Source organism: Caldibacillus debilis DSM 16016, from assembly GCF_000383875.1.
Classification (GTDB): Bacteria; Bacillota; Bacilli; order Bacillales; family Caldibacillaceae; genus Caldibacillus; species Caldibacillus debilis.
Window position 1 is genome coordinate 20,911 of sequence record NZ_KB912916.1, and the last position, 22,317, is coordinate 43,227.

The window sequence follows — 22,317 nt, forward strand, 5'->3', positions numbered from 1 at the left end:
GCATGTTGCCATGAATCGAACGGAACAAATTCAAAAATTGAAGGAAGAATGGGCTTCGCCGCGCTGGGAAGGGATCACCCGCCCCTACGGTCCGGAGGACGTGGTGAGACTTCGCGGCTCCGTCCTGATCGAGTACACCTTAGCTAAGCTCGGGGCGGAGAAATTTTGGAAAATGCTTCATGAAGAAGATTATGTCCCCGCCCTCGGGGCATTGACCGGCAATCAGGCCGTCCAGCAGGTGAAGGCCGGACTAAAGGCGATTTACGTCAGCGGCTGGCAAGTGGCCGCCGACGCGAACCTGGCCGGCCATATGTATCCGGACCAAAGTTTGTATCCGTCCAATTCCGTCCCGGATGTGGTGAAAAAAATCAACCGGGCGCTGCAGCGGGCGGATCAGATCGAGCGGCTCGAAGGTAGGGAGGACACCGACTGGTTCGTCCCGATCGTCGCCGACGCGGAAGCCGGGTTTGGCGGCGCGTTGAATGTGTTTGAACTTATGAAAGCCATGATCGAGGCGGGAGCGGCGGCCGTCCATTTTGAAGATCAGCTGTCGTCGGAGAAAAAATGCGGCCATCTCGGCGGTAAGGTGTTGCTGCCGACGAAGCAGGCGGTGCGCCATTTGATTGCGGCGCGGCTTGCGGCGGACGTGCTGGGCGTGCCGACCGTACTAATCGCCCGGACGGATGCCAACGGGGCCCGGCTGGTGACGAGCGATATCGACCCCTATGACCATCCTTTTTTGACCGGAAAACGTTCCGAAGAAGGGTTCTATTATGCAAGGGAGGGAATTGACCAAGCGATCGCCCGCGGTCTGGCCTACGCCCCCTATGCGGATGTGATCTGGTGCGAAACATCGGAACCGAATCTGGAAGAGGCGAAGAAATTTGCCGAGGCCATTCATGAAAAATTCCCGGGCAAACTGTTGGCCTACAATTGCTCACCTTCGTTCAACTGGAAAAAGAAACTGGATGAAAGGACGATCCGAAACTTCCAAAAGGAATTGGGCAAGATGGGGTATAAATTCCAATTCGTGACCTTGGCGGGGTTCCATACGTTGAATCACAGCATGTTCGAATTGGCGCACGATTACCGCCAACGGGGAATGGCAGCTTATGCGGATTTTCAGGAAAGGGAATTCCTAAGCGAGGAAAAAGGCTACACGGCCACGAGGCATCAGCGGGAAGTCGGAACGGGATATTTCGATGAAGTGGCAACGGTTGTCTCCGGCGGAACCAGCTCAACCATCGCCCTGAGAGGTTCCACCGAAGAAGAGCAATTCGTCTGAAAACGAACGCCCAATTTCAGAATAATCGAAACCGCCTGTCGACGCAAGTCGGCAGGCACCTGCGAAACGAAACAGGAACCGCCCGATTTTCCCTGCCGTCCCGAATTTCGAGATAACCAAGCCAAGAGAAGGCGCCCGTCTTTCCAATCGGCGTTTGGTGACACTTATGGAGGATCCGGTGCCTTCTCTTTTTTTCGTTGATCTGGAGAAACCGCAGAAAATTTTTCCGGCAGGACGGTGTATTCGGCCGGAAAGCCGGTGCCTCCGGAATGCCCGCGTGGTGTTGCATCTGTCTTTTCTGTCCTATCCGTGGGCGCCAGGACGCTCGAAAAGCGACATTTTTCCGAAGGGCGGGGACACGCATGCGATGTTCGTCCCTGCTCCTCAAGAAATTCCATTCTGTCTCAGTCGCCGCGCCCCGGCACGGGAGATCTGAACGGATTGGCCGTTTTCGTCCCCTGATGAAAAAACATGCGCCATTCGCCGTCCTTGAATTTCCAAATGGAACTTCTCAACGTGTATTCCTTTTTTCTTCATTGAACAAAATATACGCGACAAGGACGACGTCATCGGCCAGCAGATGGACTTCAAACCGGACGATTTTCGTTTTCACCGGCCCAAGTCCGTTCTCTCCCAAGAAATCCGCTTTATACCTAACCCTTCCGGGACTGCCGAACTCGAAAAAATCATCTGAAAGCAGCCTGTCGATTTTTTCCGGCGAAGTCCGGACTTCCGGTATCAAAAGGTTTTCCAAAGCGAAGATACGGGCTTTCCATGCCTCAAGGTTTTCCATTCCAATCCTCCCGCCAATTTTTCAAAATTATAACAAAATCTTGCGTTCACGTAGGATAAATCGGAAGCGAAAAAATTGCTTGCAATTTTGAAAGAAAACGTTGAAAACGCTGTCTGAAACCGTTATAATTACAATATACAATATAATGTATATTGAAAATTAATAAAGTGATGGGAAGAATCGACGATGTTTGAAGCCAATGACCGATTGCGTTCGGCCATAAGGGAATTGGGGCGGTCCGTCGTCTCGGTGAATCCAAAAATCGCTGAAGAATTAAAAAGCAAAGATCAACCTTTATTCTATTTCGGAGTCAAAGACACAGACCAGATCCCCGACACCGTCGTGGATAAACTGAGGAGGCACAAAAATTTTATTTGGCTGACGGTAGACAAAATGGCGGACAGGGGCCGGGCCATCGACACGGATTTGATCAATCCGCTGACGTACCGGGTAATGACCGGTTCGACCAGCGGCGGACCCATCAATATATTAAAGGGCATCACGGATTTTGCCGTCGGCACCGACGGCGGGGGTTCCGTTTTGGCGCCCGCCATGAGCTGCCAGCTGCCCGCGGTTATCGGTGCGGGTTTGGGATTATTTGTCAAAAAGAGAAAAGTTTCCGCCGACGGGATTGAATTTTCAGGAAGCATCGGCGTCATCGCAAAGACGGTTAAGACGCTGACGATTGTGATGGAATATTTGACAGGCAAACCGCTGACCGGTTCGGAAAAAAAGAAATGGAAAATCGTGATCCCGAAAAAAGGTTCGCTCATTTGTCCGGACGGGACGGATATGAACGAAAAAGTCCTTTCTTATCTTTCAAAAATCAATGAAAAGGAATGGGTTTTCGAGGAAGCGGAAATGACCGGGACCGATGATCGGAAAACAGGAATTCAGGTGATTAAAAAATATTTATATGAAAATGATGCGGACTTGATCGTTACCTGTGAAGGACCGGTCGATGTTTTCGGGTACGGCGAAACATTGCCGAAGTTTTTTGGAAAGACCGGAGAAAAAATCACGCAAAATCACGGGAAATATTTGCTGAGGGCCGCGAACATGTGCCAAACAACGGCGATTGCCGTTCCCGTGGACCAATTGGCCAGCGGTTTGCTGATCATCGCGAAAAAAGGGGAAGAACAGGCGCGGATTGCCTTCGATTTCGCATTAAAAATGGAAAAAATCATCCGGCTGCCTGAAATTTGGCGGAAGCTTTTTCTGTCGGGGAGCGTCAGTCGAGACGGATTCCATTTTCAAGAAGAAAAATAAGTGCGGGGAAGGTGGAGCGATGAGCCGAGTTTGGGAAAGCCTCTACTCAAAAAACGGATTGGCGGCCAAGGAAATCGCCAAACAATTAATTTCAATCGAAGAAGGGGAACGGATTCCGCGAATCCAGGACTTTGAAAAGGATTTTCAGTTCGGGCGCGGCACCATTCAAGGGGCATTGAAAATATTGGAAAATCTGCGGGCGGTCCGTTTGGAATCCAGGGGCCACTTAGGCACATTCCTGGTGGCAAAGGATTTGGACCTGTTAAAAGAAATCGCCGGAATCGGTTCCATCATGGGAGCGATGCCCCTGCCGTATTCGTCCTTGTACGAAGGCTTGGCGACGGGGATCCTCGAAGCGTCAGAAAATATGTTGAGCAGGATCGATTTGGCGTACATGAGAGGGTCGAAACAAAGACTGCACGGGTTGAAGGCCCGTCGGTATGACTTTATCGTATTGTCCCAATTGGCTGCGGAAGAAGAAATCAAAGAAGATGACAGCTTGCAGATTGCCGTCAATTTCGGCCCGAGAACCTATGTCACGGCCCACCAAATCTTTTTCGCCGATCCTTCGAACGACCGCATGAAAGATGGCATGCGGGTGGGCATCGATTTTACATCCATCGACCAATCCCGGCTGACGGCGTTGGAATGCGAGAATCTGGATGTCCAATTGGTTCCGATCAATTACATGCAAGTTTTTGAGATGCTGCAAAAAGGCTCATTGGATGCCGCCGTTTGGAACGTTGACGACACGAGGACAAACAAAGCGTTCAAAAAGGCCGATTTTCGCTCGGAAAAAGCCAAGAAATTGTCGGAAAAGGCCACATCCGCGGTCATTTTAATCGAAAAGGACCGCTCGGAAGTCCTGGAATATTTATCGAATCTTGACGTTCAAAAAATTACGCGGATTCAACAAAAAGTAGTGAAAAAAGAGATTATCCCCCATTATTAGACGAAGTGCGAAAAGGTTTTGCTTACGGTTGATACGATACCCATCATGAGGTGAAGGATGGTCATGCGATTTCAGGAGCTTACAACCCGGCTGGAATTGTTGCAGGAACAGGGTCTGATCAATGAGAAGGTTTGCCGTGTAACGGAATCCGTTTTTGAGGAATTAGCCAGATTAGTGAAAAAGGACAGCATCGAGCAGGCGGAAATGGTATTTACCCATTTGCCTTTGGCGTTGATGCGGATCGTCAACGGGGAAAACATTGATCGGCCGGATCCGTTCATATTGGAAGAAATGAAAAGATCCGAACATTTTCCCGTTGCCGAGACCCTGGTCCATTTTATCGAAAAGCTGTGGGAAAAGTCTTTGCCCCAAGGGGAAAAAGACTTCCTATATATCCATTTCATCAATTTATTAAATATCAATCAGGGAGGTGATGAACTTGAAGATTGTCATCGGGGGACAAGTGGAGAAGAAGGCGATCGAAGAAAAAATTAAAGAAATCGATCCGTCGATTGAGACAGTGATCAAGTCGGATCTGGAAGCCGCGATGGCGATGAAAACCGGGCAGGCGGACTATTATTTCGGAGCCTGTCATACCGGAGGCGGCGGGGCATTGGCCATGGCGATCGCCTTGATCGGCAGAGACAAGTGCGAAACGGTGTCGATGCCCGGGAAAAAACCGAATGAAGAAAAGGTCATCGAAGCGGTAAAAAACGGTAAAAAGGCCTTTGGCTTCACTGCAGATCATTTGGATTTGGCGGTGCCTATGCTTATTAAAGCCATAAAAAGCGCGAACTAAGGAGGGGTTGTATGGAAACGTTATTTGTTGTGCTGATTGGAGCGATTGCCGCGGTTTTGGCGAACAGAAATATCGCCGTGTTCAATGACGGTCTTCGCCCCATTGTTTCCGAGCATATTGAAGGAAGATTAAAACGAAGGGAATTGGCTTTGACCGCCTTTGCGATGAGCTTCGGATTGGTGATCGGTTTCGGGATTCCCTTCACTTTAACCGCCAGCATTATTTTAATTCATAGCATTTTGTTAGGTACGGATATTATCGGGCTGGTCACGCCGAAAAACAAATGGGGAACCCCGGCGGCGGCGTTGATAGGCGGCCTTTACGGCTGGGGGCTGGTCGTCGGCTTGGAAGGTTTTGTTAAGTTATTTAAACATTTGCCGTTAAACTTCCTGGATCCGCTGGGGCAAGTGGGAACACCCGTAGTGGTGACTTTTATGGCATTTCCGGCGCTGGCGGTCGCCATGCAGTTCAGCGTTAAAAAAGGAGTCATCACGTTTGTCACGGCTGCCATCGCCAGACAATTGGCGGTTTTCATCAACGAAAGCGGCGTTTTCAAAATAGGCGGGAACGCAGTTACGTTAAACCAGGAAGGTATTGCATTGATTGTCGGAATGATTTTCCTGTTTGCCTATGCCATGAAGGAAAAGGCGGATGAAGGTTCCGGCGTGGATTTGGCTTCTGTCTTCAGTGAAAAAGTGATTTCCATTAAAAAGAATGTCGTTTATTTGGTCATCATCGGCGCTTTGATTGCCGGCGCCACGAATTTGGTGTTGATGGCCGGAGACCCGATCTCGCTGAACCTGCTTGCGGAAGGGAAAAAGACGGATGCTGGGATTGCGGCGGTTGCCAGGGCTATCGGGTTTATTCCGCTGATTGCCAGCACGGCGATTGCCACCGGTGTGTATAGCCCGGTAGGTTTTACGTTCATCTTTGTCGTCGGTCTGTTTTCCCCGAATGTTTGGGTTGCGGTGATCTTGGGCGGACTGGTCATTTTCATAGAAGTCATGCTTTTAAGTGTAGTTGCCCGGTTCCTTGATAAGTATCCGGGAATCCGAAAATCCGGGGAAAATATCCGCAACGCCATGACGAAATTGCTGGAAGTGGCCTTGCTGATCGGAGGAGCCAATGCTTCCAACATGATTGCACCCGGCTTCGGGTTCTTCTTCATCGCAGGATTTTATTTGTTAAACGAAGCGGCCGGACGCCCGATCGTCAGGATGGCTGTCGGTCCTGTCGGAGCGATTGCGGTCGGAATCATCGCCAACATTCTTGTAGCATTAGGCATCATGTCGGTACCCAAATAATGGCTGGAGTGATTCATTTTGATACAAACGGTCAGAGGAAAGATAAAAAAAGAAGAATTAGGTGTTTGTGCGGCCCATGAACATCTGATTATTGATCTATCAAAAATAAAAAAAGATCCGGACACCATTTTGGACAATGAAGAAGAGGCGGCTGCCGAATTGAAACGGTTTTTTCAAGCCGGCGGCCGCTCCTTGGTCGAATTGACCAATGATGGAATGGGCAGAGATGTTTTGCGGTTAAAAAAATTAAGTGAGCTTACCAATATTCATATTATCACTTGTACCGGATTCTATAAAGAGCCGTTTATCCCTGAATTTGCAAAAGGGTGGGACCGGGACCGTTTTGCGCACCATTTTATTACCGAAATAAGGAACGGCGTGAACGGAGTCTTTCCTGGGGTTATCGGGGAAGTGGGAACGAGTTTGAATCAAATCACGCCGTTGGAAAAAGAACTTTTGCTGGGTGCGGGGCAAGCCGCATTGGAAACGGGGTTGACGGTTTCCACCCATACCACCTTAGGGACGATGGGGATTCGGCAAGTGGAGCTGCTTTTCGGGCTTGGACTCCCCAAGGAACAAATTGTCATCGGCCATCAGGATTTAAACCCCAATAAGGAAGAAGTTTTAGAGGTGCTGAGTTCCGGAGTTTATATCGGATTTGACACCATTGGAAAAAACAATTACAGGCCGGATGAAGCAAGAATGGAATTTTTGCTTGACTTTATCGAGAGGGGGTACCATAAACAAATTCTCCTCTCCTGCGATTTGACCCGGAAATCCCATTGGAAAATGAATGGCGGAATCGGATATGACTATGCTTTGTCTCAATTTATCCCGGCCTTAAAGGAACGGGGAGTTACGGATGATATCATCGAAGATCTCCTCGTTCACAATCCAGCCAATGCATTTTCCATAAAGGAGCCTGTGTCATGACAAACCAACCAGCGAAACGCAAATATAGCGAATCCGTTTTGCCGAGTCTGACGCTGGAAGAGGCGCAGCAATTGCAATTCCAATTCGTGGAAAGCATCAGCAGACATTTTACAGGCGATCAATTTTTGTCGTTGGGAGACCTGGGATTGGGGTCCCGTTATCAAAGACCTGAACAGACGGAAAAAGCGGAACGGGTTTTGGCGGATTTTTTCGGTGCGGAAGCAGCAGCTCTTGTCCGGGGTGCCGGGACAGGAGCCATCCGCATTCTTTTAAGCGTCCTCTTATCCCCCGGCGATTCCATGTTCATTCATAAAGCGCCCGTTTATGCGACGACGAAGGAAACGATCCGGATGTTGGGAATCCGAACGGTGGCCATTGATTTTAACCGTCTCAAGGAAATGGAAAAAGCCCTCCGGGAGGACGCTGACTGCAAAGTCTTCTACATTCAGCATGCGAGGCAGCAGCCTTCGGATACTTATCATTTACAAACGGTCATTGAAACGGTGAAAAGGATCCGACCCGACTTGACCGTAGTGGTGGATGACAACTATTGTGTCATGAAAACTTACGGAATCGGGGTTCAGTGCGGCGCTGATTATTCCACTTTTTCCGGTTTTAAATTGATGGGACCGGAGGGAATCGGCGTCATTTTGGGAAAGAAGGAAAAGATTGATCTCATCCATGCGAGGAATTATTCCGGAGGCGGCCAGGTGCAGGGCTTTGAAGCGATGGAACTGCTCAGAATGATGACCTTGACGCCGGTTTTGTTTGCCGTACAAAGCAAACAGGTGGAAGAAATTTGCCGCCAGTTGAATGAAGGGGCGATCGAAGAAGTGGATTGCGCTTATGTCGTCAATGCCCAATCGAAAAACGTTATCGTGGAATTGAAAGAACCGATCGCTCCGGAAGTGATTAAACAAAGCAACCGTTTCGGGGCGGCAACCCATCCGGTCGGGGCGGAATCGAAGTATGAGATTTTGCCGTTGTTTTACCGGGTTTCCGGCAGTTTCATCGAGGCCGAACCCCGGCTGAAAGATTACGGGATCCGGATCAATCCGATGAAGTCAGGAGCCGCCACCGTGCTGCGAATTTTAAAAGAGGCGATTCATGCCGCCAAAGAATCGGTTCATGCTGCCAAGAAGTGAATTTTCGCATACAGGAGGACTGCTTCCATGTTTTTGGATGTGACGGTGAGGAGGAATCCCGAGCTGATTAAAACGGGCGTGAGGCTACATCAATCGGGCAAGATTCCTCCCAACACGTATGTCATCGATTTGGATATGGTAAAAGAAAACGTGCGAAAAATTGCCAAAACGGCCGCCGACTGCAATATTCATTTGTATTTCATGTCCAAACAGCTCGGCAGAATCCCCGAACTGGCGAAAATAGTTGCAGAAAACGGGATAGAAAAAGCGGTTGCGGTCGATTTTGACGAGGGAAAAAGATTGGCGGATCACGGTGTTCGAATCGGACATATCGGCCACCTCGTTCAACCCGGCAAACATCAATGGGGAGAAGTGTTGAGCTGGAATCCGGAAGTGGTGACGGTTTTTTCCTACGAACGGGCCGCCCAATTGTCAGCCGCTGCGGAAAAATTGGGGAAAAAACAAGATATTTTGCTGAAAGTCACCGGTCCCGACAACAAAATTTATGACGGCCAGGAAGGCGGAATTGAACTGGAACAGCTCGCTGATGCCGCCGGCCGGATCAGCCGGCTGCGCGGGGTTAACATCGTCGGCGTTACCACTTTTCCGACCCTCCGGATGAACGACGATAAAACCGGGATGGTGGGAACGAACAATCTGTATACCCTTTTAGAGGCGAAAAAGATATTGGAAGAGAGAGGGATTCCTGTGAAACAGGTGAACGGCCCGAGCGGAACAAGCTGCGAAACCATCCCCTATTTGGCCGAACACGGAATCACCCACGGCGAACCGGGGCACAGTTTAACCGGCACCACTCCGTTGCATGCCTATAAAGATCTGCCAGAAAAACCGGCGATGATCTATGTCACGGAAGTTTCCCACAAATTTAGAAACCATTATTTTGTCATCGCCGGGGGATATTACGGACGCTCCAGAATGAAAGGCTGCCTGGTCGGGCATGAGGAAGATTCCATCCTCAACCGGTATGTGAAAGCCTATCCCACCCGCCCGGAATCGATCGATTACTACGGAAAAATCGAAGCTCCTGCCGATTTTCCGGTGGAAATCGGGGATACCGCCATATTCGCTTTCCGGAGCCAGATCTTCGTCACCCGCGCCCATGTCGCGTTAGTGGAAGGCATTCAATCGGGGAACCCGAAGGTGATTCATTTTGAAAGGAAGTGGTAACATCATGGGCAGAATGATGCTGCTGGTGATCGACAGTTTCGGGATCGGGGCGATGGACGATTGCCGGGACTATGTGCCTTCCGACTGCCGCGCCAACACGTATAAGCATATTCGGGAAGCGAAAAAGGACGAGCTGAAAATTCCCACGTTGTATCGGCTCGGACTGGGTGCCCTTGTCGACGGAAAATCCGCACCGGAAACGAGCGCCTACGGGTATTCCAAATTGGCCCATCACGGGGCCGATACGTATTTGGGCCATCAGGAAATCGCGGGAAGCTGTCCGAAAAAATCGAACAAACGATTAATGAAGGAAGTGCACGGGCAAATCAAACAAGCGTTGGAAGCGCACGGCTATGAGGTCGCCTACCCTTTCAGCCATTGCCGGGTGTTGCTGGTGAACGGCGCGGCGGTGGTGGCGGATAATCTCGAATCGTCCCTCGGCAATATCATCAATGTAACGGCCGATTTAAAGAAAATGACCTTCGATGAATTGAAAAAGATCGGCCGAATCGTCAGGGAAAATGTCGATACCTCAAGGGTCATCGCGCTGGGCGGTCCCTATACTTCCATCGAGCGCATCCTGTCCTGCGTAAAAGAAAAACATAAAGATCAATGGGGCGTGGATACACCGAAGGCGGGCGTCTACGGAAAGGGCTATATGGTTTACCATATGGGTTACGGCGTCGAAATCGACAAACAATTCCCCATGATCGCCGCAAAACACGGATTGAAAGTTTACCGCCTCGGCAAAACGGCAGATGTCCTGCACGGCACGGGTCCTGCCGAACCGATTGTCAATACGACGGAACTTTTGGAAAGATTTTCGGAGCTTTATCGAAAGGAAGAAGGAAACGCCTCCTTTCTGGTCAATATTCAGGAAACCGATTTGGCGGGGCATGCCGAAAATGTCGATTGGTATTGCCGGTTGTTAAACGAAACGGATCAATGGCTGCAGGATTTTATTCCGCAAATGCGCGAAGAGGACATATTGATCATCATGGCCGATCACGGCAACGACCCGACGATCGGGCATTCGAACCATACGCGGGAGTATGTTCCCATTTTCATCGTCGGGAAAAAAGTGAAACCCGTCTATATCGGCATGCGGGAAACGATGGCTGACGTCGGCGCCACCTTATGCGATTTTTACGGGCTGCCGAAAACGAAGGAAGGGGAAAGCTTTTTGGATTTGATTCTCGACCGAAATTAAAAGAACTTTCCTGACCGGCTGAATGCCCCAAAGGAAAATAAGATGAATGCGAAAAAAGCGGCTCACCGGTTCGGATGGCGGGGCATGCCTTTGGCAACCGAACCGGTCTCTTTTTTAGGCTTGGCTGGGCGGATCCCTCCCGGCGGCAATATGGCCATGAAAGAGGCGGCAGGCCGGAACCGGAGATGGGTTTTCCGATGACCCGCATCAAAATTTTTCCGGATGGCCTTTAATAAAAAGAATGAATGTCCGGCATCCTTTTTTGCATCGGAGGTCGAGGTTTCCTATCAAGGGTAGAATGTTCGACATTTTTGTACAACGTTCAATAAAAAGTTCCGCTTGTCAGATACTTGAGTAAAACGTTCCACATGGGGTTTGGTTTTCCCGGCGGATCGCCCAACATTTGTGTCGGATCGTTCCATTTCATAAAAAAGTCGTCCGACACCGCATCGGACGGTTCGTCATTATCAACAATCGATCCATCATTTCGACCTCTCCGTTCATCACGAAAAAAAATTTGACCGTTATCAAAGAAAAAATATCCATCATCCATGAAAAAACGTCCATCACAGCTGGAGAAATGTCCATCATTCGACATCCGCTGCGACCCGGCCGGCCCCGAACGAGAAAGCGGCGGCATCCTGCCGTTCCCGATTTGAACGTTTCCATCGACGAGCCCTTGAACGTGAAAACGGCGGCATCCTGCCGCCTTTTTGCATGCGGGGGCGCATAATTATTCGAAATTTTGTCAAATTGAAACAGCGCAAGCGAAGCGTTTACAATAGGCGTGGGAGGGAACAGCATGGAAAAGAAAATCGCCATCGTCGGGATGCCGATGAGTTACGGCCAGCCCCATCCCGGCGTCGCTCTCGGTCCGGATGCCGTCCGCCACGCCGGTTTGACGGAAAGATTGCGGCAGCTCGGCCTTGCCCCGGAGGACATGGGGAATATGGAAATCGGTACGGGGGAAAGAACCGTAGACACGGAGACGGGAATGAAAAATCTGCATCAGGTGGCTGAAGCCTGTGAACAATTGGCCGCCCAAGTGGACCACCTCTTCGGGCAAAATTTTTTCCCGCTCGTCCTTGGCGGCGACCACAGCATGGCCATCGGAACGATCGCAGGAGCGGCTAAACATTTCCGGAATCCGGGCATCCTATGGATTGACGCCCACGGGGATTTGAATACCCCGGAGACTTCCCCTTCGGGAAATATTCACGGGATGCCTTTGGCCGCCAGTTTGGGGCTGGGGGCGGAGCCGCTGATAAATCTGTACGGTTCCGCGCCGAAAATCCGCTTTGAAAACATCGTTTTAATCGGCATCCGGGACTTGGATGAGGGAGAAAAAAGGCTGATCCGGGAGAGAAAGATCAAAGCCTATACGATGCATGAGATTGACCGGGCCGGAATGAAACGGGTGATGGAAGAGGCGATCGCCTACTTGCGGGAAAGGGCGGACGGGGTCCATTTATCCTTCGATCTCGATTCCTTGGATCCCAGTGAAGCCCCGGGGGTCGGAACGCCCGTGAAAGGCGGACTGACTTTTCGGGAAGCCCGTTTGGCGATGGAAATGCTGGGCGAATCCGGCTTGATCGCCTCCTGCGAATTCGTCGAAGTCAATCCCCTTTTGGACACGAAAAATCAAACGGCCGGCCGGGCGGTTGATTTGATCGCGGCCTTGTTCGGACATATGCGGTAAAAATCTAAACGGAACCCTGCGGCAAAATGCCGGGTCCGGTTTTCCAAATAGGGACCGGCTTTCTCCAAAAGGAACCTGCTTTCTGCGGAAGGCAGGTTCTTTTACGGTGTATATGCCCGCAAGAAAAAGCGGAAGACCGTTCCGCCGGCGCGCAATTGATGAGGATAAAGAGAATTCTCCGGCGGACCGGGCAAGAAATCGGGGGAATTTCCCCGCGGATCCGCGGCCGCAAAAAATCTTCGCCCGGAGAACTCAAACGGCAGAAAAACCCCCGGATCATCCGCCGCGGCCGGGCCGCCGCAGAAAAAACCGGCGGAATTTTCCCTGCGGATAAAAAAAGGAAAAAAGGTGGAAATTTTTTCTGGTAAAATAGAGTTACAGTCCTGCATCCTCCTTCGAAAAAAAGCCAGGAAACTGAAACTTTTTTCGGAGCCGGACGTATGGAAAGTCGACCGCGGGCGGAGGTATCATAATGGAGGAATTGGTCAAACGAAAAATTAAAGAGATACACAGGGGCAACAAAAACGCCTTCGGAGATATCGTAGAGTTCTACAAAGATAAAGTTTTCCAAATCTGTTTCCGGATGGTGGGCAACCGGTCGGAAGCGGAAGATATCGCCCAAGAAACCTTCATCCGTGCCTATATCAATATCGGCAATTACAATATGGACAAGAAATTTTCCACCTGGCTGTACCGGATCGCCACCAATCTTTGCATCGACCGGCTGCGCAAGAAAAAAGCGGATTATTCGCTGGATGCGGAAGTGACCGGCACCGAGGGTTTGACGATGTATTCCCAGATCCCGTCCGCCGATCCGCTGCCGGAAGACGCCGTCGCCTATATGGAATTTCAAGATTTTCTCCAAAGGGAACTGTTGGCCTTGCCGGAAAAATACCGGACAGCGATTATCTTAAAATACATGGAAGAATTGTCGTTAAATGAAATCAGCGAAATCCTCGATTTGCCGGTTGGAACGGTAAAGACCCATATCCACAGGGGAAGGGAAGCTTAAAGGAAAAGACTCCGCCATTTGTAAGGGGAGATGGATGAGATGAGACAATGCCCCGATTATCTTTATGAATACATGCAGGAATCTCTTGACGGGGACATCCCGGCCGAGCATGACCGGGTCTTGAAGGAACACTTGCGCACATGCAAAGATTGCCGGGATTATTTTTACGAATTGAAAAGGACGGAAATGTTCATCAAAAGCCTGGCCAACGTCCATGCGCCGGATGGCTTTACGGACGAGGTGTTAAACCGGCTGCCGAAAGCGGCGAAAAAAGCCCGGCTTAGGCATTGGTTCAGCCATCATCCATTTCTCACCGCCGCCGCCATCTTTTTGCTGTTGATGTCCGGCAGCACCTTCTCGGCGTGGACGGACAATCATGAGGATTTTTCCGTGACGAAACAGCCCGATTTGATCATAAAAAACGATACCGCCATCGTGCCGGAAGGAAAAACCATCAACGGGGACATCGTGGTGAGAAACGGAAGCATCCGGATTGAAGGAAAGGTGGATGGCGACGTAACGGTCATCAACGGCGAAAAATACATCGCCTCCGCAGGGGAAGTCACGGGAGATATTCAGGAAATCAACCAATTGTTTGAATGGATCTGGTTTGACATCAAGAACAAAGTGAGCCAATGGATAAAAATCTTCGATGGAAAGTCGGAAGAGGAAAAGGACTTCCAATGACGCTTTTCATTTTTTGTGACGCTTGGAGTAAAATAGAATTGTCCAAGCGTTCTTCTTTTTTCCAGCCCGAACGGCCTTATGAAAGCCTTGCTTTTATGATATAATGGAAACCAATATGATTGCTTCCTGCTATTATGGGAACCAGTATGATTTCATCCTGCTATCATGAGAAACCGATATGATTTCTTCCTGCAATAGGCAGGAAGCCCGGCCTATCCATACGTATCGGCATACAGCGGTTATTGGAGGATCCACGATGTCTCTGTCAAATTTTTTTTCGCATTCCACCATCTTCGAATACATATCCAGCATCATTGATATATTGGTTGTCTGGTATTTTATATATAAAATTTTTATGGTCGTCCGCGGAACAAAGGCCGTCCAGCTGATCAACGGCATTTTTGTCATCCTCATTTTGAAGGGGGTCAGCGAATTTCTCGGTCTGCACACGCTGCTTTGGCTGATCGACCAGGTCATCGATTACGGATTGTTGGCGATCATCATCATTTTCCAGCCTGAACTGAGGCGGGCGCTGGAGCAGCTCGGGAGGGGGAAGATCTTCACCCGCGTGCGCCAAAAGGCGGAGGAACAACAGGAAAAAATGGTCGAGGCCATCGTCAAGGCCAGCGAATACATGGCGAAACGGCGGATCGGCGCCCTGATCTCCATCGAACAGGAAACCGGCCTGACCGATTATATTGAAACCGGGATCCCTTTAAACTCCCAAGTTTCATCGGAATTGCTGATCAATATCTTCATCCCGAACACGCCGTTGCATGACGGGGCGGTCATCATCAGCAACAACAAGATCGCCGCCGCGGCCTGTTATTTGCCGCTGTCGGAAAGCCCCTTTTTGTCGAAGGAGCTGGGGACAAGGCACCGGGCGGCCCTCGGCATCAGCGAAGTCACCGACAGCATCACCATCGTCGTCTCCGAGGAAACCGGAAAGATTTCCCTGGCGAAAAACGGCGAACTGCATCGGGATCTATCCTTGGACGCACTCCGTGAAATGTTGAGGAATAAACTGAATAAAGATGTGGAACCCCAAGCGACGCCAACTATTTGGAGCAAGTGGGTGAAGAAAAATGGATAAAATATTTGGAAGGCTGATGGAAAGCAAATGGTTCATCCGGATCTTCGCTTTGGTGATCGCAATCCTGCTCTATTTGTCCGTATCCGTGGATCAAAGGGGGTCCAATTACAGCGCCGGCAGCAACAATTTCTCGACGACGGTCGAGGATGTTCCGGTGGAGGCGTATTATGACCAAGAGAATTTCGTCGTGACGGGCCTGCCGGAAACGGCGGACGTTCATCTGGAAGGAAATTCCAGCATCGTGCAAATCACGAAAAGTCTGCGGGATTTCACCGTCTATGTGGATTTGACCAACGCACCGATCGGCATTCAAAAAGCGGAACTGAAAGTGAAAAACATCTCGGATAAGTTAAAAGTTCGAATCGATCCCGCCGTGGTCACCGTCAATGTCCAGGAAAAGGTGACAAAAGAATTTTCCGTGGAACCGGAATTCAACAAAAATGCCCTGGAGGAAGGATATACGGCGGAAGAACCGCTGGTCGAACCGGGGAAAGTCAGCGTTACGGGCGGAAAGGACGTCATTGACCAAATCGCCTACGTCCGGGCGGTCGTCAATGCCGACGCTCCGGTGAACGAAACATTTACCCGGAAGGCGGACGTCCTGGTGCTGGACAAAAACATGAACAAACTGGACGTGATCGTGGAGCCGAACCAGGTTTCCGTCACCGTTCCCGTCGCCAGCCCCTCAAAGACCGTCCCGGTCGTCATCAAGCAGACCGGTTCGCCGAAAGAAGGAATTATTATTAAAAGCATCGAACCATCTATAAGGGAAGTCATCCTGTTCGGAAAGAAGAAGGTGTTGGATGAAACGCCAAGCATTGAAATCCCGATTGATGTGAGCAATATTGAACGGGATACCAAGATCAACATTCCCATCAAGCTGAGGGAGGGGATTACGGCGGCATCGCCGGAAACAATCACCGTCCATATATCCGTTGAAAAAGAGGAAACGAAGGAAATCTCCAATATACCGATCCGTTATAACGGGCTGGCGAAGGGTTACGGGCTGTCTTTCGTTCAGCCGGTCGGCGGGGAAACATCCCTCACGGTCAAGGGTCCCGCCCATGTTTTGAAAGATCTCCAGGCGGATGATTTTGAATTGTTCATCGATGTGAACGGTTTGACGGAAGGCAGGCATGAAGTCGACATCCAGGTGGAAGGGCCTGAGGATGTGAAATGGGAGCTCGTTTTGAAGACGGCCATCATCCAAATCGCGAAAACATGAGATGGAAGCGAAAACCGGATAAGCTTTTGAAGCATTTCAACAATGGCATGGAAAAGGAGAGAAACTGAATGGGTAAGTATTTTGGTACTGACGGAGTTCGCGGAGTCGCCAACAAAGATTTGACGCCGGAATTGGCATTTCGTTTGGGCCGGTTCGGAGGGTACGTCTTAACGAAAAACAAAAAAAGGCCGAAGGTTTTGATCGGCAGGGACACGAGAATTTCCGGGCTCATGCTGGAAGGGGCCCTCGTTTCCGGCCTGTTGTCCATCGGCGCGGAAGTGATGCGCCTGGGCGTAATCACCACTCCGGGGGTGGCCTATTTGACCAAAGCGCTGGGGGCGGAAGCGGGGATCATGATTTCCGCCTCCCACAATCCGGTGGAAGACAACGGCATCAAATTTTTCGGTCCGGACGGATTCAAGCTTTCCGACGAGCAGGAAAATGAAATCGAGGAGCTGCTCGAAAGAGGGGAAGACAATCTGCCCCGCCCGATCGGGAAGGATCTCGGACAAGTGATCGATTACTTCGAAGGCGGGCAAAAATATATCCAATACTTAAAACAGACGGTGGATGATGACTTCTCCGGCTTACATATCGCCTTGGATTGCGCAAACGGCGCGACCTATTCCTTGGCCAACTATTTGTTCGCCGATCTGGACGCGGATCTTTCCACGATGGCCGCATCCCCCGACGGACTGAACATCAACGACGGGGTCGGTTCCACCCATCCGGAAGCGTTGGCGGAATTTGTCCTGGAAAAGGGAGCCGATTGCGGCCTCGCCTTCGACGGCGACGGCGACCGGGTGATCGCCGTCGATGAAAACGGGGAAATCGTGGACGGCGACCAAATCATGTATATTTGCGGCAAATATTTGAAGCAGCAAGGCCGGCTGAAAAACCATACGATCGTGTCCACGGTCATGAGCAACCTCGGATTTTATAAGGCGTTGGAACGGGAAGGGATCGTCAGTGTCCGCACGCCGGTCGGCGACCGGTACGTGGCCGAAGAGATGCGGAAGAACGGATACAATCTCGGGGGCGAACAATCCGGCCACATCATCTTCTTCGACTACAACACGACCGGCGACGGCATGCTGACCGGCCTGCAGCTGGTCAACATCATGAAACAGACGAAAAAGCCTTTGTCCGAATTGGCGAAGGAAGTGAAAAAATATCCGCAAAAACTGGTCAACGTAAAGGTCACGGATAAAAATAAGATCATGGAAAACGAACGGGTCAAACAAGTCATCCGGGAAGTGGAACAAGAGATGGGAACAGACGGCCGGGTATTGGTCCGGCCCTCCGGCACGGAACCCCTGATCCGGGTGATGGTCGAAGCCAGCACGAATGAAGCGTGCGAAAAATTTGTCAACCGCATCGTTCAAGTTGTCGAAGAAGAAGCGGGAACAAACGAATAAAAGGGACGGGAAGCCGCCTGAAGGGCCCTCCGGGAAAGCAGGGCCTTTCAGGCCGTTTTTTTATATATCGGCAACCTTTTTCCGGTTTAAATATCGATGCGGGTCCGCAGGAAAATTTTCCTGCGGCGGAGGGAGCTGCGCTGGCCGAATCCTGCGGGGGTGAAAAGATGCCCTGCGGAAAAGATGCCCAGTAGGGCACGAGCCGTACCGGCCGGTTTGGCGGGGTTGTCCTGCGATGACGGGAGCCGTGCGTCCTGCTCCTTGTTGGAATGAAGAAAATTTTTTCGGTGATAGGTGTCGTTCCCGCCCCCTTCTGGAAGAAAGAGGATGTTTTATGGCGATGGCCGCCCCGGTCCCCGTCCTTTTGGCCGTTTCAAACTCCCGGTTTTTCCCGCTTTCTTTCCGCTTTCGCTTTCGATTTTATTTTCAGGACCGGCCGTTCCCCCTGACCCCTTCCCCGCAAAAGAATATACTAATTAAAAGCGGTTTTTTCCCTTTTGCAACGGAATTTTGGGAGAAAAACAATCCGGCTCCAACGAAAAAGGGCGGGGATGTTATTGCCACGAATGTGAAAATTATTGGAGAAAACAATCCGGCCCCAACTCCTCCGTGAAAGGTCGGCATCCGCGCCGGAAAATAGGACGGAACCTACACAGGCATTTTGGAAAGCATGGACAGCGGCGAAAGGGGAAGGGAGCCCGTCGGCGAAATGGTCCGAAGCCAATTTCCCGATCATGGGGCGGACGCAAGACCGGCTGCGGCCGTCATTCATCCGGAAAACCAGGCTTTCCGGCCAATGCAGGAACCTCGCCACAGCCCCCCTTTATCCGCAACAAAAGGCTACCGGCGGCGGATTGGGACGCCGCCCTATTGACGGGGGAAAAACAACTGTTATAAGATTAATTTGCTTTTAATTTTTTCCGGAAAGGAGGGCAGTTTTTCATTTTTTTCAAGCGCCAGAACTAGGCCCTGGGACGTGCAGGGGCTTAGTTGACGAGGTGGAGGTTTATCGAGGTGTTCGGCGGATGCCTCCCGGCTGTGCACACGCAGTCGAGAGCCATCTTCCCAAAACATTAAGGCGACTTAATGGACAAAGGAAGATGGAAGGTGTGCGAACGAAAACACCATACGGAGATAAGGGGGCAAGATTGCTCCCTTAACGGCTTCTTGTCCCCCTTATGACAAGGAGGAAAGAAGTATGTGCGGAATCGTCGGTTACATCGGAACGGATGATTCGAAAGAAATTTTGCTGAGAGGCTTGGAGAAGCTCGAATACCGGGGCTATGACTCGGCGGGGATCGCCCTGTTAAATCAGGAAGGCATCCATATTTTCAAAGAAAAGGGGCGGATTCAAGATCTGCGCCGGGTGGTCGACCCCGCCATCCAAGCCGGCGTCGGAATCGGGCATACCCGGTGGGCGACCCATGGAAAACCGAGCAAAACGAACGCCCATCCCCATCAAAGCGCCTCCGGGAGATTCGTCATCGTCCATAACGGGGTGATCGAAAACTACGAGCAGTTAAAGAACGAATATTTGGCGGATGTGCCGTTACAAAGTGATACGGATACGGAAGTGGTCGTGCAGCTCGTCGAACGTTTCGCCAATGAGGGGCTTCCGGCATTTGACGCTTTCCGCCGGACGTTGAAGCTGTTGAAAGGTTCCTACGCCTTTGCCTTGCTGGATAAGGAAGACAAGGAGACCATTTATGTGGCCAAAAATAAAAGCCCGCTCCTTGTCGGACTGGGCGACGGCTTCAAGGTGGTCGCTTCGGACGCGATGGCCATGCTGCAGCTGACGAACCAATTTGTGGAGCTGATGGATCAAGAAACGGTCATCGTGCGGAAAGATCACATCGAAATTTACGCGTTGGACGGGACGAAAATCGAGCGAAAACCGTTTACGGCCCAGCTGGATGCCTCCGATATCGAAAAGGGGACGTATCCGCATTATATGTTAAAAGAAATTGAGGAACAGCCTTTGGTCATCCGCAAAATCATCCAAGCATACCGGAACGAACGGGGGGAACTGGCCGTCGATCCGGAAATCCAGCGGGCGCTCCATGAGGCGGACCGGATCTATATCATCGCCTGCGGCACGAGTTACCACGCCGGATTGGTCGGAAAGCACTATTTGGAAAAACTGGCGAAAATTCCGGCCGAAGTGCATCTGTCCAGCGAATTCGCTTATCAAATGCCGCTTATTTCCGAGAAACCCTTGTTCATCTTTATTTCCCAAAGCGGGGAAACCGCGGACAGCCGCGCCGTCCTGGTGAAAGTGAAAGAGCTCGGCTACCCGGCGCTGACGATCACCAACGTGCCCGGCTCCACCCTGTCCCGGGAAGCGGACTATACCCTGCTTTTGCATGCCGGACCGGAGATCGCCGTCGCTTCGACCAAGGCATATACCGCCCAGCTGGCCGTTCTTGCCGTGCTCGCTGAAGTGATCGCCAAAAGCCGTTCGCGGCAAAGCGGCGTGGATATGGCCCGGGAACTGGGCATCGTGGCCAACGCGATGGAAACGGTATGCGGAAGCAAGGACGAATTTGAACAGATCGCCCGCGAGTATTTGGATTCCGCCCAGAACGCCTTCTTCATCGGGCGCACCTTGGACTATGCCGTTTGCCTGGAAGGCGCGTTGAAGCTGAAAGAAATCTCTTATATTCACGCGGAAGGCTTTGCCGCCGGCGAACTGAAGCACGGCCCGATCGCTTTGATCGAGGACGGCACGCCGGTTTTCGCCCTGGCCACCCAGGCCAGCGTCAACTTGAACATCCGCGGCAATGTCAAAGAGGTCGTCGCCCGGGGCGCAAATCCGTGCATCATCTCCATGGACGGCCTGGTCCAAGACGGGGACCGGTTCGTCCTGCCCGAAGTCCATCCGTTACTGACACCTCTTATCTCTGTCATTCCTTTGCAATACATCGCCTACTACGCCGCCCTGCACCGCGGCTGTGACGTGGATAAACCGCGCAACCTGGCCAAATCGGTGACGGTGGAGTAGGTGGAGGAAAAAATTTATAATGTTGTAGAAAGCTAATAAATCCCGTCCCGGGAAAATAAAATCTGTCCGGGGACAATAAAAAATGTCCAAGAAGCCGAGCGTGGTAGGGGTTTGCCCTGATCCATGCTGGGCTTCTTCTTTTGTTGAAAGTGATACAGGGGAAAGGAAAGAACATTGGTATAACAGGCAATTTCCCAATATCCCCCACCCCGCTATGTTCCGATTGAGGTGCACTCAAAATATTTTCCTGGACATTTCCCAACGTTCCATTTCCCTAACCCCTTCTCCCAGATCCCCTAATTTCTTCCCATCAGACGGACACTTTTTATTTTTCTGCTTTTTGGTTCCAATTGGTTCCTCAAGCCTGAGAACCCTTGCGGCTCTAGGAAAGAGAGGGTTTGAGGGGGAGGGGAGGACAGGAATTATTTTCTCTTGACATCGTAGGATATCAATATGGGAAGTTTACGTTCCGTTCGGTTTGATTGCTTAGAGGGGGCAGGGGAAAAGGATTGTCACATGGGATACCACAATAGCTGGCTTACCTTTTCGGGTTTCGTGGCGATGAATGGCCACCGCATCTTGAGGGCGTCCTCACGATGATTCCGTTTGCCCATGTGCTTTTTCACGTCTGACTGGGCAATTACATAAAATAGTCGCAGATTCCGCAATCCAAGCGTGAGGAGCGTGAACGCCATTGAATCCGAATTACGCCCATTTGTATATTCCCACGCAGTGGCCCTATCCGATGTCCTGTTACTGCCCCCCTTATTATGACGGGTGGAACTGGCCGCCGTATGCTTACGGGATGCAACAACATGTAAGGAATGACAGGATTCCTCCAATCGAATTGAGAGATTACGGCGGAAAACCGTTTGTTGTCAATATTGAGAGAGCCGCCGAGCAAAATCAAAATTACCGAACCGCATTATGGACAGGAAAACATTTGCAAGTGACGTTGATGAGCATTGAGGTAGGAGGAGATATCGGACTGGAAGTTCATCCGAATGTGGACCAGTTTATTCGTATTGAACAAGGACAGGGACTTGTGCAGATGGGAAAACGAAAAGACCGGCTGGATTTGGAAAGAAGCGTGTCCGAAGATGACGCCATCATGATTCCAGCTGGGACGTGGCATAATGTGACCAATACAGGGCATGTTCCCTTGAAGCTGTATTCCATTTATGCTCCGCCCGAGCATCCTTTTGGCACGGTTCACAGGACGAAAGCCGAGGCCATGGCCGCTCATCGGCAATGGACAGCGTCGTTCTGACACCAAAGCACAAAAAGGCTGACGTGAACCAACG

General features: G+C 50.9%; 20 protein-coding genes. 18 read left to right on the top strand and 2 right to left on the bottom strand.

Annotated features, from left to right (window positions below; translation table 11 throughout):
- Positions 1-10 precede the first annotated feature (10 nt).
- Positions 11-1,285 carry an isocitrate lyase gene (gene aceA, locus A3EQ_RS0118080; RefSeq protein ID WP_020156550.1) on the top strand — a complete coding sequence of 425 codons (1,275 nt, stop codon included), beginning with the start codon at positions 11-13 and terminating at the stop codon, positions 1,283-1,285.
- A 511-nt stretch (positions 1,286-1,796) separates the two neighbouring features.
- Here the strand turns inward: aceA and A3EQ_RS21430 are convergent.
- A complete protein-coding gene (locus A3EQ_RS21430; protein WP_322786164.1) occupies positions 1,797-2,078 on the bottom strand; it encodes a DUF4440 domain-containing protein in 282 nt (93 codons plus the stop codon).
- Between the two features lie 186 nt (positions 2,079-2,264).
- On the opposite strand from A3EQ_RS21430, the gene A3EQ_RS21435 reads away from it, so the two are divergent.
- From A3EQ_RS21435 to A3EQ_RS0118130, 9 genes are all read left to right on the top strand, one after another.
- Complete coding sequence (locus A3EQ_RS21435) at positions 2,265-3,347, top strand: hypothetical protein (protein ID WP_020156551.1); 1,083 nt, start codon at positions 2,265-2,267, stop codon at positions 3,345-3,347.
- Positions 3,348-3,366: 19 nt separating this feature from the next.
- The gene (gene yhfZ, locus A3EQ_RS0118095) at positions 3,367-4,299 is read left to right on the top strand and encodes a GntR family transcriptional regulator YhfZ (protein WP_020156552.1); all 933 of its coding nucleotides are present in this window, start codon (positions 3,367-3,369) and stop codon (positions 4,297-4,299) included.
- A gap of 63 nt (positions 4,300-4,362) precedes the next feature.
- Entirely contained in the window at positions 4,363-4,794 is a 432-nt protein-coding gene (locus A3EQ_RS21440) for a PRD domain-containing protein (RefSeq protein WP_020156553.1), read from the top strand.
- Positions 4,739-5,098 (top strand): DUF2620 domain-containing protein, encoded by a 360-nt coding sequence (locus tag A3EQ_RS0118105; RefSeq protein WP_026500069.1) that lies wholly within the window; start codon positions 4,739-4,741, stop codon positions 5,096-5,098. Before A3EQ_RS21440 ends, A3EQ_RS0118105 begins: the two co-directional genes overlap by 56 nt.
- Positions 5,099-5,109: 11 nt before the next feature.
- A complete protein-coding gene (locus A3EQ_RS0118110; RefSeq protein WP_020156555.1) occupies positions 5,110-6,402 on the top strand; it encodes a YhfT family protein in 1,293 nt (430 codons plus the stop codon).
- A gap of 18 nt (positions 6,403-6,420) precedes the next feature.
- A complete protein-coding gene (locus tag A3EQ_RS0118115) occupies positions 6,421-7,335 on the top strand; it encodes a phosphotriesterase family protein (protein ID WP_020156556.1) in 915 nt (304 codons plus the stop codon).
- Positions 7,332-8,480 carry an aminotransferase class V-fold PLP-dependent enzyme gene (locus tag A3EQ_RS0118120; protein WP_020156557.1) on the top strand — a complete coding sequence of 383 codons (1,149 nt, stop codon included), beginning with the start codon at positions 7,332-7,334 and terminating at the stop codon, positions 8,478-8,480. Before A3EQ_RS0118115 ends, A3EQ_RS0118120 begins: the two co-directional genes overlap by 4 nt.
- A gap of 27 nt (positions 8,481-8,507) precedes the next feature.
- The gene (locus A3EQ_RS0118125) at positions 8,508-9,668 is read left to right on the top strand and encodes a YhfX family PLP-dependent enzyme (protein WP_020156558.1); all 1,161 of its coding nucleotides are present in this window, start codon (positions 8,508-8,510) and stop codon (positions 9,666-9,668) included.
- 4 nt (positions 9,669-9,672) lie between these two features.
- Positions 9,673-10,878 (top strand): phosphopentomutase, encoded by a 1,206-nt coding sequence (locus A3EQ_RS0118130; protein ID WP_020156559.1) that lies wholly within the window; start codon positions 9,673-9,675, stop codon positions 10,876-10,878.
- Positions 10,879-11,200: 322 nt separating this feature from the next.
- On the opposite strand, the gene A3EQ_RS22640 is transcribed toward A3EQ_RS0118130, so the two are convergent.
- Complete coding sequence (locus tag A3EQ_RS22640) at positions 11,201-11,518, bottom strand: hypothetical protein (RefSeq protein ID WP_154652917.1); 318 nt, start codon at positions 11,516-11,518, stop codon at positions 11,201-11,203.
- 162 nt (positions 11,519-11,680) lie between these two features.
- Between A3EQ_RS22640 and rocF the strand changes: the two genes are divergently transcribed.
- The 8 genes from rocF (at position 11,681) to A3EQ_RS0118205 (ending at position 22,283) form a co-directional block, all read left to right on the top strand.
- Positions 11,681-12,577, top strand: a complete 897-nt coding sequence (gene rocF, locus A3EQ_RS0118145) for an arginase (RefSeq protein ID WP_020156562.1) — start codon at positions 11,681-11,683, stop codon at positions 12,575-12,577.
- Between the two features lie 472 nt (positions 12,578-13,049).
- Positions 13,050-13,589 (top strand): RNA polymerase sigma factor SigW, encoded by a 540-nt coding sequence (gene sigW / locus A3EQ_RS0118155; protein WP_020156564.1) that lies wholly within the window; start codon positions 13,050-13,052, stop codon positions 13,587-13,589.
- Positions 13,590-13,619: 30 nt separating this feature from the next.
- Positions 13,620-14,276, top strand: coding sequence for an anti-sigma factor (locus A3EQ_RS0118160; RefSeq protein ID WP_280510713.1), 657 nt, complete (start codon positions 13,620-13,622; stop codon positions 14,274-14,276).
- Positions 14,277-14,532: 256 nt separating this feature from the next.
- Positions 14,533-15,369 (top strand): diadenylate cyclase CdaA, encoded by an 837-nt coding sequence (gene cdaA / locus A3EQ_RS0118170; RefSeq protein WP_020156567.1) that lies wholly within the window; start codon positions 14,533-14,535, stop codon positions 15,367-15,369.
- Positions 15,362-16,594 carry a CdaR family protein gene (locus A3EQ_RS0118175; RefSeq protein ID WP_020156568.1) on the top strand — a complete coding sequence of 411 codons (1,233 nt, stop codon included), beginning with the start codon at positions 15,362-15,364 and terminating at the stop codon, positions 16,592-16,594. Before cdaA ends, A3EQ_RS0118175 begins: the two co-directional genes overlap by 8 nt.
- Before the next feature lie 68 nt (positions 16,595-16,662).
- On the top strand, positions 16,663-18,012 hold the full coding sequence (gene glmM, locus A3EQ_RS0118180; RefSeq protein WP_020156569.1) for a phosphoglucosamine mutase: 1,350 nt from the start codon (positions 16,663-16,665) through the stop codon (positions 18,010-18,012).
- 1,198 nt (positions 18,013-19,210) lie between these two features.
- Positions 19,211-21,013 (top strand): glutamine--fructose-6-phosphate transaminase (isomerizing), encoded by a 1,803-nt coding sequence (gene glmS, locus A3EQ_RS0118195; RefSeq protein ID WP_020156572.1) that lies wholly within the window; start codon positions 19,211-19,213, stop codon positions 21,011-21,013.
- Between the two features lie 694 nt (positions 21,014-21,707).
- Complete coding sequence (locus A3EQ_RS0118205; RefSeq protein ID WP_020156574.1) at positions 21,708-22,283, top strand: cupin domain-containing protein; 576 nt, start codon at positions 21,708-21,710, stop codon at positions 22,281-22,283.
- Positions 22,284-22,317: the final 34 nt, after the last annotated feature.